General features: G+C 70.6%; 14 protein-coding genes. 7 read left to right on the top strand and 7 right to left on the bottom strand.

Translation table 11 applies throughout. The features are described 5' to 3' along the window. Positions 1–171: 171 nt before the first annotated feature. The 5 genes from rpmH (at position 172) to ERL55_RS14765 (ending at position 5,121) form a co-directional block, all read left to right on the top strand. Positions 172–312, top strand: a complete 141-nt coding sequence (gene rpmH / locus ERL55_RS14785) for a 50S ribosomal protein L34 (RefSeq protein WP_027070414.1) — start codon at positions 172–174, stop codon at positions 310–312. After that, positions 312–791: a ribonuclease P protein component gene (rnpA, locus tag ERL55_RS14780; protein ID WP_343132714.1), complete on the top strand. Its 480-nt coding sequence runs from the start codon at positions 312–314 to the stop codon at positions 789–791. The genes rpmH and rnpA overlap by 1 nt, the downstream gene beginning before the upstream one ends. A gap of 13 nt (positions 792–804) precedes the next feature. Next, positions 805–2,529 carry a membrane protein insertase YidC gene (gene yidC / locus ERL55_RS14775; RefSeq protein ID WP_129137114.1) on the top strand — a complete coding sequence of 575 codons (1,725 nt, stop codon included), beginning with the start codon at positions 805–807 and terminating at the stop codon, positions 2,527–2,529. A gap of 73 nt (positions 2,530–2,602) precedes the next feature. Beyond that, positions 2,603–3,940 (top strand): tRNA uridine-5-carboxymethylaminomethyl(34) synthesis GTPase MnmE, encoded by a 1,338-nt coding sequence (gene mnmE, locus ERL55_RS14770; RefSeq protein ID WP_129137113.1) that lies wholly within the window; start codon positions 2,603–2,605, stop codon positions 3,938–3,940. A 161-nt stretch (positions 3,941–4,101) separates the two neighbouring features. Further along, a complete protein-coding gene (locus ERL55_RS14765; protein ID WP_129137112.1) occupies positions 4,102–5,121 on the top strand; it encodes an energy transducer TonB in 1,020 nt (339 codons plus the stop codon). Between the two features lie 521 nt (positions 5,122–5,642). On the opposite strand, the gene ERL55_RS14760 is transcribed toward ERL55_RS14765, so the two are convergent. The 7 genes from ERL55_RS14760 to ERL55_RS14730 all read right to left on the bottom strand — a co-directional run bounded on the left by ERL55_RS14760 (position 5,643) and on the right by ERL55_RS14730 (position 12,151). After that, a complete protein-coding gene (locus ERL55_RS14760) occupies positions 5,643–6,836 on the bottom strand; it encodes an ABC transporter permease subunit (RefSeq protein ID WP_129137111.1) in 1,194 nt (397 codons plus the stop codon). Further along, entirely contained in the window at positions 6,833–7,579 is a 747-nt protein-coding gene (locus tag ERL55_RS14755) for an ATP-binding cassette domain-containing protein (RefSeq protein ID WP_129137110.1), read from the bottom strand. The genes ERL55_RS14760 and ERL55_RS14755 overlap by 4 nt, the downstream gene beginning before the upstream one ends. A 169-nt stretch (positions 7,580–7,748) precedes the next feature. Next, the gene (locus tag ERL55_RS14750) at positions 7,749–9,251 is read right to left on the bottom strand and encodes an alpha/beta hydrolase (protein ID WP_129137109.1); all 1,503 of its coding nucleotides are present in this window, start codon (positions 9,249–9,251) and stop codon (positions 7,749–7,751) included. After that, on the bottom strand, positions 9,248–9,448 hold the full coding sequence (locus tag ERL55_RS14745; RefSeq protein ID WP_129137108.1) for a helix-turn-helix transcriptional regulator: 201 nt from the start codon (positions 9,446–9,448) through the stop codon (positions 9,248–9,250). Before ERL55_RS14745 ends, ERL55_RS14750 begins: the two co-directional genes overlap by 4 nt. Continuing rightward, positions 9,445–9,843, bottom strand: a complete 399-nt coding sequence (locus ERL55_RS14740) for a hypothetical protein (protein WP_206733333.1) — start codon at positions 9,841–9,843, stop codon at positions 9,445–9,447. The genes ERL55_RS14745 and ERL55_RS14740 overlap by 4 nt, the downstream gene beginning before the upstream one ends. A 65-nt stretch (positions 9,844–9,908) precedes the next feature. Beyond that, the gene (locus ERL55_RS14735; RefSeq protein WP_129137106.1) at positions 9,909–11,153 is read right to left on the bottom strand and encodes a M50 family metallopeptidase; all 1,245 of its coding nucleotides are present in this window, start codon (positions 11,151–11,153) and stop codon (positions 9,909–9,911) included. Positions 11,154–11,377: 224 nt separating this feature from the next. Further along, positions 11,378–12,151, bottom strand: coding sequence for an FAD-binding oxidoreductase (locus ERL55_RS14730; RefSeq protein ID WP_129137105.1), 774 nt, complete (start codon positions 12,149–12,151; stop codon positions 11,378–11,380). A 158-nt stretch (positions 12,152–12,309) separates the two neighbouring features. Between ERL55_RS14730 and ERL55_RS14725 the strand changes: the two genes are divergently transcribed. Next, positions 12,310–13,290, top strand: coding sequence for an ABC transporter ATP-binding protein (locus tag ERL55_RS14725; RefSeq protein ID WP_129137104.1), 981 nt, complete (start codon positions 12,310–12,312; stop codon positions 13,288–13,290). After that, positions 13,287–14,093 carry an ABC transporter permease gene (locus ERL55_RS14720; protein ID WP_129137103.1) on the top strand — a complete coding sequence of 269 codons (807 nt, stop codon included), beginning with the start codon at positions 13,287–13,289 and terminating at the stop codon, positions 14,091–14,093. Before ERL55_RS14725 ends, ERL55_RS14720 begins: the two co-directional genes overlap by 4 nt. Positions 14,094–14,217 lie beyond the last annotated feature (124 nt).

The raw sequence follows: 14,217 nt of genomic DNA, 5'->3' as shown, positions 1-14,217 counted from the left end.
AGCGCGCACGATGCGCGGGAGTGGGCCGGCAGACTACCACCGCGCCCCCCCCGGAAGCATCCGCGCCGACGGTCCGCGCGCCCTGTTGCGTTGACGTGCGACCCGGGCGCCCGCTAGAATCGCCGGTTCTTTCCGTCGCGAGCATTCGCGACCACATGCACGAGCAACCCCATGGCCACCAAGCGCACCTACCAGCCCAGCAACCTCAAGCGCAAGCGCGACCACGGTTTCCGTGCCCGCATGGCGACCGCCGACGGCCGCAAGATCCTCGCCCGTCGCCGCGCCAAGGGCCGCAAGCGCCTCAGCGCCTGATGCCGGCCGCGGCCGCGCACCCTCGAGGTGCCGGTCGCGCCGCAGTCGTTCCGATGACAGCCGCCCGCTTCCCCAAGCAGGCGCGCGTTCGTGCGCGCGCGGAATTCGACCGCGTCTTCCAGCACGGGCGGCGAACGGCCTCTCCGATGATGGCCCTGCACCGGCTCGCCGATGACGGCCCGGTGCGTCTCGGGCTGGCGGTCTCGCGCAAGGTGGATCCGACCGCGGTGGGTCGCAACCGCATCAAGCGGGTGATCCGCGACCAGTTCCGCCGCCTGCAGGGCACACTCGCCCCGGGCGCCTACGTGCTGGTGGCGCGACCGTCTGCCCGCCAGGCCGACAACAGCGCACTGCGCGACGGTTTCCTGCGCCTGCTGCAGCGTGCCGGCGCGTTGCCCGTCGCCACCCCGGCCGGCACAATGCCCGCCGACGATCCGTCTCCCCTTCCTCCGGACGCGCCGGCTTCCACCGGCCCGTGAGCGTGCCTGCCTGATGAACCAGACCCGTACCTTCCTGATCCTCGCCTGGCTGATGGTGGCGACGCTTTTGTGGATGGCATGGAACCGGGAACAGGTCGCGCCCGTGGCCGGCGCCACGCCCAGCCAGACCACCGCCGCCGTTCCCGGTGCCGCTCCCGGCTCGATCCCGCAGGCGCCCAGCGTGGCGACCCCGTCGGCGCCCGCTGCACCCGGAGTGGTCGGCGCCGCTGCCCCCGCCACGGCCGGCACGGTGGCCCCGGTCACCATCACCAGCGATGTCCTGCGCATGACCCTGGAGCGCGGCAACGTGGTGTCGGCGGAGCTGCTGCAGTACCCGCAGACCCGCGAGGCCGGCAGCCCGCCGGTCACCCTGCTCGACCCGGATCCCTCGCGCTTCTACGCCGCCCAGGTCGGCTGGGTCAGCAGCACCAGCACCGCGCCAACCCATGAGGCCGAGTTCGTTCCCGAAGGCGGGCGCAACGACTACGTGCTCGACGCCGACGGCGAGAGCGTCAGCGTGCCGTTCGTGTGGACCGGGCCCGACGGCGTCACCGTGCGCCGTACCTACACCGTGCGCCGCGGCACCTATGCCATCGAAGTACGCGACGAGGTGATCAACCGCGGCGCGCAGCCGTGGCAGGGCTTCATCTACCGCCAGCTGGCCAAGGTGCCGCCGGTCACCGCCGGCAACTGGATGAATCCGGATCCGGAGTCCTTCAGCCTCAACGGCGGCGTCTGGCATACCGCGCAGGATGGCTTCGGCCGTCGCAAGTTCGCCGACTTCATCGACGACGGCACCGTCAACCAGCGCGGCACCGGCAGCTGGATCGCGCTGCTGCAGCATCATTTCTTCAGCGCATGGATTCCCGACGGCCAGGACGAGACCACCGTCTCGCTGCATGTCGATGGCGCTGGCGCGCGCAGCCCGCATCTCATCCGTGAACTCGGCCCCGGCGTTGCCGTCGGCCCGGGCCAGGCGGTCACCACCAGTGCGCGGCTGTGGGTGGGGCCGAAGCTGGTGGGCCTGATCCGCGCCGAGGACGTGCGCGGGCTCGATCGCGCCGTCGACTATTCGCGCTTCACGGTCATGGCGGTGCTCGGCGAGTGGCTGTTCCGCCTGCTCGACCTGCTGCACGGCCTGTTCAACAACTGGGGCTGGGCGATCGTCGGCCTGGTGGTGCTGGTGAAGCTTGCGCTGTTCCCGCTGTCGCAGGCGCAGTACAAGTCGATGGCCAAGATGCGCAAGTTCCAGCCGCGCATGCAGCAGCTCAAGGAGCGCTATGGCGACGACCGCCAGAAACTGCAGATGGCGATGATGGAGCTGTACAAGAAGGAGAAGATCAACCCGATCGGCGGCTGCCTGCCGATCCTGCTGCAGATGCCGATCTTCTTCGCCCTGTACTGGGTGCTGCTGGAGTCGGTGGAACTGCGCCATGCGCCGTGGATGCTGTGGATCCAGGACCTCACCGCGCGCGATCCGTACTTCATCCTGCCAGTGCTCAACATGGCGGTGATGTGGGCCACCCAGCGCCTGTCGCCGATGACCGGTATGGACCCGATGCAGCAGCGGATCATGACCTTCATGCCACTGGTGTTCGGCGTGATCATGATCTTCTTCCCGGCCGGCCTGGTGCTGTACTGGGTGACCAACGGTGCGCTGGGCCTGCTGCAGCAGTGGCTGCTGATCCGCAAGTACGCCGACGACAAGCCCTCCGGTGGCAAGCCGGCCAAGGCCTGACGCCCCACGGAACCCGCCTGATGGCGGGTTCCGTGCGTTGGCTGGCCGGACGATGCCCGCGAACCCTGTGCCGATGACTTCCCGCCACGCCACGATCGTCGCCATCGCCACCGCGCCCGGCGCGGGTGGCATCGGCGTGGTGCGGCTGTCCGGCCCGCAGGCGCGCGGCATCGCCGAGGCGATCTGTGCACGCACGCTGCGCCCGCGCCACGCCCACCACGTGCGCTTCCATGCCGCCGACGGCGGCGTGATCGACGACGGCCTGGCGCTGTGGTTCCGCGCGCCGGCCAGCTACACCGGCGAGGACGTGGTGGAACTGCAGGCGCATGGCAGCCGGCCGGTGCTGCAGGCGCTGGTCGGGCGCGCACTGGAGCTCGGGGCGCGGCCCGCGCGTGCCGGCGAATTCTCCGAGCGCGCCTACCTCAATGGCCGGCTGGACCTCGCCCAGGCCGAGGCGGTCGCCGACCTCATCGCCGCCGCCGACGTGCGTGCGGCCCGCGCCGCGCGGCGCTCGCTCGACGGCGTGTTCTCGCAGCGGGTCGATGCGCTGGCCGACGCGCTGCTGGCACTGCGCGTGCAGGTGGAAGCGGCGATCGACTTCGCCGACGAACCCATCGACACCCTCGGCGGTGCCGGGTTGCGGCGCGACCTTGCCGCCGCACGTGACACCCTCCAGGCGCTGCTCGCCGCCGCGCAGCGCGGCCGGAAACTGCGCGAAGGCTGGCATGCGGTGATCGTCGGTCCGCCCAATGCGGGCAAGAGTTCGCTGCTGAACGCGCTGGCCGGCAACGAGCGCGCGATCGTCACCGATATCGCCGGCACCACCCGCGACCTGTTGCGCGAGACCGTGCGCGTGGGCGGCATCGAACTCACCCTGGTCGACACGGCCGGCCTGCGCGAGGGCGGCGATGCCATCGAACGCGAGGGCATGCGTCGCGCCCATGACGAGCTGCAGCGTGCCGACCTCGCGCTGGTGGTGGTCGATGCGCGCGATCCCGCCGGTGGACTGGCCGCGGTCGCCGCATCAGTGGCAGGCGTGCCGCGCCAAGTGGTGCTGCTCAACAAGACCGACCTTGTCGGCCCGGACAGCACGGCCGCAGTCGAGGGCCTGCGGATCTCCGCGCGCACCGGTGACGGTCTGGCGGCGCTGGAAAGCCACCTGGCCACGCTGCTGGAGGCGGACGGGGCAACGGGCGAAGATGCCTTCACGGCGCGCGCGCGGCATGTCGATGCGCTGCTGCGGGTGCAGGCGGACCTGGCGCAGGCGGCCGCGGAGCTCGACGCCGAGCGGCTGGAGCTGGCGGCGGAGGCCCTGCGCGTGGCCCACGACGCCCTGGGCGAGATCACCGGGCGGGTGACGCCCGACGATCTCCTCGGGCATATCTTCTCGACATTCTGCATCGGCAAATAATGCGGAGCGTGCGCGAAACGCCGGCCGGGGAAGGGCTGGCGGCGCGGTTTCCGCGACATCGACGGTTGACAAATCGTCGCGGCTATCGCGTCCTACGCGACGGTGCGTGACGCACTACCAGGGGGGAACACCAGATGTTGGCGACACCGAAGGGGAACACCATGTGGAACCGGCGCCTGATCGCGATGGCCTTGGCCTGCGCGCTGGCCGCGTGTTCGGGGGATCCGGCCCCCGCCGACAGCGCGGTGGGGACCGCGCCCGGGGAGCCGGCCGCCGCAGTCAGCCAGGACGCGCCGGCATCGGACGCGGTGGCCACGCTCAGCGTCGACGAACTGCGCGCGGCGGCGTCCAGGGCCTACCAGGAGAGCCGGCTGTACGCGCCGGCCGGCGACAACGCGATGGAGTACTACCTCGCGCTGCGCGAGCGCGAGCCCGGCGACGCCGGGGCCTCGAGCGCGCTGATCGACCTGCTGCCGATGGCGGTGATCGCCACCGAGCAGGCGCGCGACCGCGAGGACTTCGAGGAGGCGCGCCGCCTGCAGGCGCTGATCCAGCGCACTGACGGCAGCCACCCGGCGGTCGGCCGGCTGGGCACCAGCATCGACAATGCACAGGCCGCGAGCGAGCAGCGCATCGCCCAGCAGGCGCTGAGCTCGGAGCAGGAAGCCGAGCGCCGCAAGCAGCTCGAGGCCGAGCGCGCGAAGCAGCAGCAGGAACAGCAGGCACAGGCCGCACGTGAACTGGCGGCACAGCAGGAAGCCAGCCGTGAAGCCGAACAGCAGGCGGCGCGCGACGCGGAGGCCCGCGAGACGGCGGAGCGCCAGGCGGCGGAACGACGTGCCGCCGAGCAGCGCGCCAACGAGGAGCGCGCCGCGCAGCAGCGGGCGGCTTCCGCGGCACCGGCATTCGTGGCGCCGTCGGCGGCCGACCTGCGCGCGATCAGCACGCCGGCCCCGCGTTATCCGCCCGAGGCGCTGCGCGGCGGGCAGTCCGGCGAGGTGCTGGTGGAGTTCACCGTGGCCGCCGACGGCTCGGTCTCCAATGCACGCGTCGTGCGCGCCGACCCGCCGCGGGTGTTCGACCGCGAAGCACTGACCGCGGTGCGCCGCTGGCGCTTCGAGCCGATGGATGCACCGATCACCACGCGGCGCACGATCGGCTTCACCCCCGGCGGCGGCTGATCGCGCCGCGCGGGAACGAAAAAGGCCCGGCATTGACCGGGCCTTTTTCGTGGATCTTCTCCGTGAAGGGAATGCCCGGCGGCCCGCCACGGCCACAGGGGGATGCCCAGCCGGATATCTCCGTGTCCTGCTCCCACATCCGGCCGCCGGCCATCCATGGCCGGCTCTGGACATCCCCCTGCGTCCGCGGCGGGCCCCAACCTGCCGCCGCGTCGGAACGAAGGTCAGCGACGAAAGCGGTCAGGGCTTCGTGGCTGCCGCCGCAGCCGCTGTGGATCTCCGTGCCGAAGCCCACGATTTGCCTGAGCCCGTCGCGTGCACCGGGGGGTGTGCTCCCAGCCGGCCATGGATGGCCGGCGGCCGGCCGTGGTAGCCGGACGCGGACTCCGGCCGGGGGAGCACACCCCCCGGTGCGCGCGACGGGCAGCGCGGGTCTCAAACGGAGCAACCACGCGCACGACACTCCAGCTGTGCGCCATCGTGCCGGAACCTGCAGACGTTCCTCCAGGTCGCCGCAACCGTCAGCCGGAAACCGCCAGCCGTTCCTGCCCGTAGCGGTGCACCGCGGCGAGCCACAGCACCGCGGCCAGCGCGAGCGCCGCGGCGAGGTACATGCCCCAGGTCGCGGCGTCGATGGGCTCGGCGCGGATCACCTTCAGGATCATCTGGTTCTGCGCCAGGAACGGCACCGCGAACTGCCAGCCCTCGGTCTTGATCGGGTTCACCATCAGCACGAACGACGGCACCATCGGCAGCAGCATCAGCCAGCTCATGTGGCTCTGGGCTTCCTTGACGCTCTTGGCCGCGGCGGCGAGGAAGGTGAACAGCGCCGTGCCGATCACCACCATCGGCAGCAGGATCAGCAGCAGTTTTCCGATCGCCAGCCAGCGCACGTCGAGCATGCGGGCGGTGTCGCCCATCATGCTGCTGCCCTTGAGCGCGAGCAGCGTGAGCAGCAGCGAGGTGATGCCGATCACGCAGCCCGCGGCCATCTTCCCGCTGACGATCGCGCCCCGTGCCGCCGGCGTGGCCAGCAACGGCTCGAGCGACTGCCGCTCGCGCTCGCCAGCGGTCGCATCCACGATCAGGTAGATGCCGCCGAGGAACCCCGACAGCAGCAGCAGGTAGGGCAGGAACACCGCCAGCACCATGCTCTGCTTCGCCGCGTCACTGGCGAGGTCACGGGTACCGACACCGACCGGCCGCACCACCCCGGGATCGATGCCGCGTGCGACCAGGCGCAGCGCGCCGACCTGCTGGCTGTAGGCCTCCAGCGCCCCGCGCACGCGTGCGACCGGCACTTCGGCATTGCGCTGGGTACTGTCGGTGACGACATCGACACCCGCCGCGCGCCCGCCATGCCAGGCCTCGGCGAAGTCGGGGGCGATCTCCAGCGCCACGTCCACCGACTGGTCGGCGATCGCGGCGTCGAGATCGGCCGGCGGCTCCACCGCGGTGATGCCGCGGCTGGCGAGGAATGCGACCAGGTTGGGCGCGCGCTCTGCACCGGCGACCGGGACCTCCAGGGTCTGTTCGGTCTGGGTGCGGATGCGCTTCTCGGCCAGCGACGACATACCGATCAGCAGCAAGGGCGTCAGCAACGGGGTGAGCAGCAGCATCAGCGCCAGCGTGCGGCGGTCGCGGCCGATGTCGACGAGTTCCTTGCGCATCACCGCCCACAGCGGGGCGAACACGTTCGAGCGCGGAGCATTCATGCGAACAGGCCCTCCTGGGAACCGATGGCTTTGACGAAAGCGTCCTCGAGGTTGGGCTCGTCGAAGCGTTCGCGCAGTTCGTCGGCGGTGCCGGCGGCCATCACCTGGCCCTTGGCGATGATGACGATGCGGTCACACAGGGCGGCGACCTCCTGCATGATGTGGCTGGAGAACACCACGCAGCGCCCCTCGTCGCGCAGGCTGAAGAGGAACTCGCGCATCGCGCGGGTGGTCATCACGTCGAGGCCATTGGTGGGCTCGTCGAGGATCACGTTGCGCGGGTCGTGCACCAGGGCACGCGCGATCGCGGTCTTGGTGCGCTGGCCCTGGCTGAAGCCTTCGGTGCGGCGGTCGAGGATGTCGGCCATGTCCAGCCGCGCCGACAGCGCGTCGATCCGCTCGTCCACCAGTGCACGCGGCAGGCCGTGCAGCTCGCCGAAGTAGCGGATGTTCTCGCGCGCGGTCAGCCGCTTGTAGATGCCGCGCGCGTCCGGCAGCACGCCGAGGATGCGGCGCACCGCGGCCGGGTCCTCGCCGGCATCGATGCCATCCACGCGCACGCTGCCGCTGTCCGGGCGCATCAGCGTGTAGAGCATGCGCAGGGTGGTGGTCTTGCCGGCGCCGTTGGGACCGAGCAGGCCGGTGATGCGGCCGTCCTCGGCGGTGAAGTCGACGCCATCGACCGCCTTCACCGTGCCGGTGCGGGTCTTGAACGCCTTGTGCAGATGCTGTGCTGTGATCATCACTGGGCTCGCTGGTATGGGCCGGGTGCGCACGCCGCGTCGCGGGTGCCGCATCGACGGGAATAAGCGGGGCGGTGTGCCGCGCGAAGCACTGCGCGACATGACGAAGCGGATCGGGTCGAATGGAACGTCGCCAACCGGAGCGACGAGCGGTGCAGGCACGCGGCCATCACGGATCCCACCCGTTGAAGCTGGTGAACGGCGGCACGCCCTCGAGGCTGTCGAGGCAGGCGGGATCGGGCGACGCGGTGTCGGCATCCTCGATGAAGCCCGCCACCAGCTTCGGCGTGCAGCCCAGATGCAGGGTGCCGTGGCCCTGGCCGCGCAGCACCAGGTGGCGACCGTTGGCGAGGCCTGCAGCCACGCGCTCGCCATAGGCGGGCGGGGTCACCGGGTCGAGCTCGCCCGACAGCAGCAGCGTGGGAATGTCGCTTTCGAGCGGCTGCGCCTGCGCCGGATCGGCCGCGCCGTGCGGCCACGCCGGGCACGCTGCGAAGAACATCCGCGCGACCTCGGCGCCGAGGATGGTGCCGTCGGCACTGCCGCTGTCGGCATTCCAGCGCGGCGCGTCCTCGGCGCACAGCACCGACCACTGCATGCCGCGGTTCATTCCGCCGGCGAACTGCTGCCCGGTCATGCGCGTCAGTGCGAGCAGCGCGCCGTAGCGGCCTTCAGATGCCTCCTCGAGCATCAGCGGCAGCAGCGAGGCGGTTTCCGGCGCATACGAGAACAGGAATGCCAGCCCGGTCACGGTGTCGGCGGTGACGGTGTCGCGGGCGATCGCGCCGGTGGTGGCGTTGCGGTACTCCACCTCGACCGGCTGCGCCTGGAGTTGCGCGATCACTTCGCGAAGCCGCGTGGGCGCATCCACCGGGAAGCGCGCGCGGCAGGCGGCGTCGGCATTGCACTGTGCCGCCTGCAGCGCGAGGGCATCCTCGAAGGTGCGGGCGAATTCGCCACCCACGACGAGGTCGTTGGGTGCCACGCCGTCGAGCACCATCGTGCGCACGTGGTCCGGGTAGCGCATCGCGTACTGCTGGGCGACACGGGTGCCGTAGGAACCACCGACCAGGTTGATGGTGTCGGCGCCGAGCGCTTCGCGGACCGCATCGAGGTCGGCGATGGCCTCGGCGGTGGTGTAGAAGCGCGGATCTGCACGGCCGGCCAGGCCCTGCGCGCAGGCCGCCGCATAGCGCGCGATGCCGTCGGCATCGGTCACCTGCGAGAGGTCCGTGTCCATCGGCTCGCCGCTGGCATCCACGCAATCGAGCGGGTTGGACCTGCCGGTGCCGCGCTGGTCGACCAGCACCACGTCGCGCGAACGGCGCACATCGCGCAAAGCGTTGCCGATATGGCCGGCGAGCGTGGTGGCCGCCTGGCCCGGGCCGCCGGCGAGGAAGAACACCGGCTCCAGCCCACTGTCGTTGCGCGCCGGCAGTACCGCGATATTGAGCGCGATCTTGCGGCCATCGGGTGCATTGCGGTCCTCGGGCACTTCGAGGGTCCCGCACATCGCCTCGGCGCGCATCGCCCCCTCGCCGGTGGAACAGGCCTCGAGCGCCAGGCTGCCGAAGCGGCCGCCGCTGGCGGATGTCTCCGGCGCGCTGTCACAGCCGGCCAGCAGCACGGTGGCAAAGGCCAGCGTGGCGGTCCATGGAACTGGAGATCTCATGCGTCGTCCTCGTACTGGAAGATGGTTTCGATGCGCTTGCCGAACAGCCGCGCGATGCGGAATGCCAGCGGCAGGCTCGGGTCGTACTTGCCGGTCTCGATGGCATTGACCGTCTGTCGCGACACCTGCAGACGTTCGGCGAGGTCCGACTGTGACCAGTCCTGCGCCTCGCGCAGTTCGCGGATGCGGCTTCTCACCGGTAGCGCCGCGCCGCCAGGCAGGCAAACAGGCCGTGCAGCACACAGAACGCGGGCAGCACCAGCAGCAGCACGAGGTCGGCGGGAAGCACGATGACGTCGCCGGCGGTCAGCAGGCCGAGCGCGAAGCTGCCCAGCGTCAACGCCAGGGCCGCAAGCGCGAACGCCTCCAGCTGCAGCTTGCGCTGGAACTCGTCGATCGCCTGCAGGAAGCGGAGCAGGGCGCCGGCGGCATACACCACCGGCACGAACGGCAGCAGTGCCAGCAATGCGCGCAGCGGGGTGGAGTCGATCGAGCGCAGCAGCCATGTCGATGCCAGCAGCATCACGGCATAGGCGGCCATGGCCGGGAGGAATTCGCGGCCGTAGCGGCGTGCGGCAGGCGTCATCGTCATTGGCGTGTGTCAAGTGTGCTTGACATCGAGCATGTGCCCCGCATGTGGTTCGTGTCAAGCGTCCTTTACATCGCCGATGTGGTGGCGGCTGCCGCCGTGCCCGCGGGCCGGCAGGCGGTGGCCCCGCCCGGCGGCGCGTCCTGCAGCGCCTGCTCCAGCCGGTCCAGGGAATCGGAAAGCGCCTTCGCCCCGCCGGCATCGGGCAGGCGCCCGAGGGTCCGGCGTGCGGCTGCGAGCTCGCGTCGCGCCGCCGCGTGGTCGCCATGGCGACGTGCGAGTTCGCCATCGAGCCAGTGCAACACTGGCGTGGCATCCAGGATCGCGCCGCTGCAGTGCGCGCGCCAGGCCTCGAGCAGCGCGGTGTCGGCGCTGCAGCGCGCCGCCCACGCCGCCATCGACAACGCCACCTGGCCGCGGAACGTCGCAGGCAGCGTGCCCGCACCGGCCACAAGCGCGTGAGCCGCTTCCGACGCAGCCATGTGGTCGCCGGCGTCGACCGCCCGCGCCAGCCGGAGCTGCCGCACCATCGTTGCCGCACCCACGCTGGCCGCGGCCAGTCCGGATTCGGCGGGAACCACGTCGGCAGGCCAGTCACGCGCACGCGTGCCGGCGGCCGACAGCGCCATCGCTGCCTGTGCACGCTGCAGCAGCCGCGCATCCGGGCGGCCCAGCAGCAGGTCGGCCAGGCCCATGCCGTCGCTGCGCCAGCCATGGGTGCGGAATGGCACCAGGTTGATCGCACCCATCAGCACGCCACTGATGCCGAGACCGAGTATCGCGCCCGCGACCCAGGCCGGCGCCGTGGAGGCAAGGGCGATGGCAAGCACGCAGGCGCCAGCGCCAGCGACGAGGTTGGCCAGCGGCCCGCCCAGCAGGTAGACCGCCTGCGCAGGTGCACCACCGCCGCGCCCGGGGCCGGGCACCAGGGCGGCGAATCCACCCACTCCGGCCAGGCTGGGCCCGCGCCAGGCACGCCAGCCATCGCCGCCGCGCTCGAAGCGCCAGCGGCCGATTCCGAGCGCGACGATCCGCATCCCCACCGCCAGCCCGGCCAGCGCATGCCCGGCCTCGTGCAGGATCACATGCAGCCACAGGCCCACTGCCAGGGTGGCGAGGGTGGCGATCAGGCCGCTGCTACCGAGCCCGTGCAGCGGCCCGGCCGGTGCGAACGCGAGATGGGCGATCAGCATGCCGCCGCCCACGCCCGCAACGAATCCCGCCGCCGGCGCGAGCGCGCGACGCCACCACGGGCGCGGTGGCGGGTCGATGAATGCGGGATACAGCGCACGTTGTGCCGGATGCGATTCCATGGCCCCCTCCTGCCGCAACAGGCGGCCAGTCTAGGCCCGGGCGCGGACGACACACGCGTGCATCTGGTCATGCCAGCGGGCGCGAACGGTCATGCGCCCCGGCAGCGTGGCGCTCCGGAGCCCGGTGCTGATCCACGGTGGGCGACGTCGCGCCTGCCGCCACTGCCGGGTGCATTGCCGGGGCTCGCAAGGGTGCGCGCGGCCGGGCATCCGCCGCGGAACCGCTATTTCGAGCTGACGTACTTCTCGCGGCGTATCTGCGACACACCGAGCCCGCGCGTCTTCAGAGCCTCGAAGCAGGCATCGACCATGTTCGGGTTGCCGCACAGGTAGGCGATGTCGCCGATCGGGTCCGGCGCGAATTCGTCGATGAACTGCTGCACGTAACCATGGCGCACGTCGGCATGGTCGTGCGGCGAGCCCGACGGCGGCAGTTCGCGCGAGAAGCAGGGCACGAACCGGAACCCGGGATGTGCGTCGGCGAAGGCGCGGAACTCGTCGCCGTACAACAGCTCATCGGGGTTGCGCGCGCCGAACAGCAGCACCACCTCGATGCCACGCAGCGCCATCTGCTGTTCGAGCAGCGGCAGCATCGAGCGGTACGGGGTGACGCCGGTGCCGGTGGCGATCAGCAGATAGCGGCGGTTGCTGTCGTTGGGCATCAGGCAGAAGCGGCCGAACGGCCCGCTGGCATCCACGGTATCGCCCGGCTCCAGGCCTTCGAACAGCGCGGTGGCTGCGCCGCCGGGCACGTAGCTCACCGCGATCTCCACCTGCGGGCCGGGGGTGGCGCCGGCATCGGGGATGGTCGCCAGCGAATAGCTGCGCTTGGTGGCGGTGCCGTCGGCGTAGCTGAAATGGATCTGGATGAACTGGCCTGGTGCGAACAGCACCGGCTGTCCATCGCTGCGCTCGAAGGTGAGGTGGGCGATGCTGGGCGCCAGCATCCGGCGTCCACGAAGCGTGAGGGGGAAATGCTGGATGGCCAAGACGTGCATCTGCAGGCGCGGCGCGGCCGCGGGAACAGCCCGGTAGATGCGGGCGGGCCGCGCCCGTCGCATCGCCTGGTCCCGCAACGCAGCGTCGCGCCGGCGGGCACCGGGCAGCCGCATATACTAGCGGGATTCGCCGCCTGCCTCGCGGCCTGGACGTTCATATGCAAGCTTCCGTCGGGGCGGACGTGGCCCTGCCCGCCCTTGCCATCCGCGACCTGCGCAAGACCTACGACAACGGTGTCGAGGCCCTCAAGGGCGTCTCGCTCGATGTCGCGCCGGGTGATTTCTACGCCCTGCTCGGCCCCAACGGCGCCGGCAAGTCGACGCTGATCGGCATCGTCTCCTCGCTGGTCAACAAGACCTCCGGCGAGGTGCGCGTGTTCGGCGTGGACCTGCACGGCGAGCGCGACCGCGCGATGCGCCTGCTCGGCCTGGTCCCGCAGGAAATCAACTTCAACATGTTCGAGAAGCCGCTCGACATCCTGGTCAACTACGCCGGCTTCTACGGCATTCCGCGCGCCGAGGCGGTGGTGCGTGCCGAACAGGAACTGCGTGCCGCGCAGCTTTGGGACAAGGCCGACAAGATGAGCCGCACGCTGTCGGGCGGCATGAAGCGGCGGCTGATGATCGCGCGCGCGATGATGACGAAGCCGAAGCTGCTGATCCTCGACGAGCCCACCGCGGGCGTCGACATCGAGATCCGCCGCGGCATGTGGCAGACGCTGCGGCAGATCAACGCCGCCGGCACCACCATCATCCTCACCACCCATTACCTGGAAGAGGCCGAGAACCTCTGCCGCAACCTCGCGATCATCGACCATGGGCGCATCGTCGAGTCCGGGCCGATGCGGGGCCTGCTGGCCAAGCTCGACGTCGAGGGCTTCCTGCTCGATGTCGAGGGCACGTTGCCCGAGCTGCTGCCCGAGATCCCCGGCACCGAGGTGCGCGCGATGGATGCGCATACGCTCGATGTCGACATGCCGCGCGCGATGGATCTCAACCGCGTGTTCGCCGCACTCGACGCCGCCGGCATCCGCGTGCGCTCCATGCGCAACAAGTCCAACCGGCTGGAGGAACTGTTCGTTCGTCTGACCGGCGATGCGCCGGTCGATGCCGGGCAGGCGCAGGGGGAGGCCGCATGAGCACCACCACGACACACGCCGCCGAACCCACCGTGCTGCGCAGCAACCTGGTCGCGCTGGGCACCGTCGCCCGCCGCGAGGTGATGCGCATCCTGCGCATCTGGAGCCAGACGCTGGTGCCGCCGGCGATCACCATGACGCTGTACTTCCTGATCTTCGGTGGCCTCATCGGCAGCCGCATCGGGACCATGGACGGCATCGGCTACATGGACTTCATCGTCCCCGGCCTGGTGATGATGAGCGTGATCCAGAACAGCTACGGCAACATCTCGTCGAGCTTCTTCGGCGCCAAGTTCGGGCGTCATGTCGAGGAACTGCTGGTCAGCCCGATGCCGCCGTGGGTGATCCTCGGTGGCTATGTGGCCGGCGCGGTGCTGCGCGGGCTGATGGTGGGCGTGATCGTGCTCGGCATCGCGATGCTGTTCACCACCGTGCGCATCCCGCATCCGTGGGTGACGCTGTCGACGGTGCTGCTGGGCGCGACGATCTTCTCGCTCGCCGGTTTCGTCAACGCGGTGTTCGCGAAGAAGTTCGACGACGTCGCCATCGTGCCCATCTTCATCCTGACCCCGCTGACCTACCTCGGGGGCGTGTTCTATTCGGTCAAGCTGCTGCCTGGCTGGGCGGAAGCGGCCACCCACGCCAACCCGATCTTCTACATGGTCAACGCCTTCCGCTACGGCCTGCTCGGTCAGTCGGACGTGCCGCTGTGGATCGCCTACGTGCTGATGCTGGGCTTCGTGGTGGTGCTGGGCGCCCTCGGGCTGTGGCTGCTGAAACGTGGGGTCGGGCTGCGCAGCTGAGACGCGCTCACGCGTCGTGTGCGTCGTACATGCGGGCGCGCGTGGGCATGATCGGTCGTGTGCAGCCGTGCGCGAGCCGGCCGGGAATCCCGGGCCTTTGATCGTGTAGCCTTCCGCCTTCCAT

Origin of the sequence: Luteimonas sp. YGD11-2 (genome assembly GCF_004118975.1) — a bacterium.
Lineage (GTDB): Bacteria > Pseudomonadota > Gammaproteobacteria > Xanthomonadales > Xanthomonadaceae > Luteimonas > Luteimonas muca.
Note: the sequence above shows the minus strand (reverse complement) of the source record. Positions and strands in the feature narration are given on the sequence as shown.

Excerpts from the sequence above, each read along its gene's own strand:
- rpmH (WP_027070414.1), top strand. The coding sequence starts at position 172 with ATGGCCACCAAGCGCACCTACCAGCCCAGCAACCTCAAGCGCAAGCGC.
- rnpA (WP_343132714.1), top strand. The coding sequence starts at position 312 with ATGCCGGCCGCGGCCGCGCACCCTCGAGGTGCCGGTCGCGCCGCAGTC.
- yidC (WP_129137114.1), top strand. The coding sequence starts at position 805 with ATGAACCAGACCCGTACCTTCCTGATCCTCGCCTGGCTGATGGTGGCG.
- mnmE (WP_129137113.1), top strand. The coding sequence starts at position 2,603 with ATGACTTCCCGCCACGCCACGATCGTCGCCATCGCCACCGCGCCCGGC.
- ERL55_RS14765 (WP_129137112.1), top strand. The coding sequence starts at position 4,102 with ATGTGGAACCGGCGCCTGATCGCGATGGCCTTGGCCTGCGCGCTGGCC.
- ERL55_RS14760 (WP_129137111.1), bottom strand. The coding sequence starts at position 6,836 with ATGAATGCTCCGCGCTCGAACGTGTTCGCCCCGCTGTGGGCGGTGATG.
- ERL55_RS14755 (WP_129137110.1), bottom strand. The coding sequence starts at position 7,579 with ATGATCACAGCACAGCATCTGCACAAGGCGTTCAAGACCCGCACCGGC.
- ERL55_RS14750 (WP_129137109.1), bottom strand. The coding sequence starts at position 9,251 with ATGAGATCTCCAGTTCCATGGACCGCCACGCTGGCCTTTGCCACCGTG.
- ERL55_RS14740 (WP_206733333.1), bottom strand. The coding sequence starts at position 9,843 with ATGACGATGACGCCTGCCGCACGCCGCTACGGCCGCGAATTCCTCCCG.
- ERL55_RS14735 (WP_129137106.1), bottom strand. The coding sequence starts at position 11,153 with ATGGAATCGCATCCGGCACAACGTGCGCTGTATCCCGCATTCATCGAC.
- ERL55_RS14730 (WP_129137105.1), bottom strand. The coding sequence starts at position 12,151 with ATGCACGTCTTGGCCATCCAGCATTTCCCCCTCACGCTTCGTGGACGC.
- ERL55_RS14725 (WP_129137104.1), top strand. The coding sequence starts at position 12,310 with ATGCAAGCTTCCGTCGGGGCGGACGTGGCCCTGCCCGCCCTTGCCATC.
- ERL55_RS14720 (WP_129137103.1), top strand. The coding sequence starts at position 13,287 with ATGAGCACCACCACGACACACGCCGCCGAACCCACCGTGCTGCGCAGC.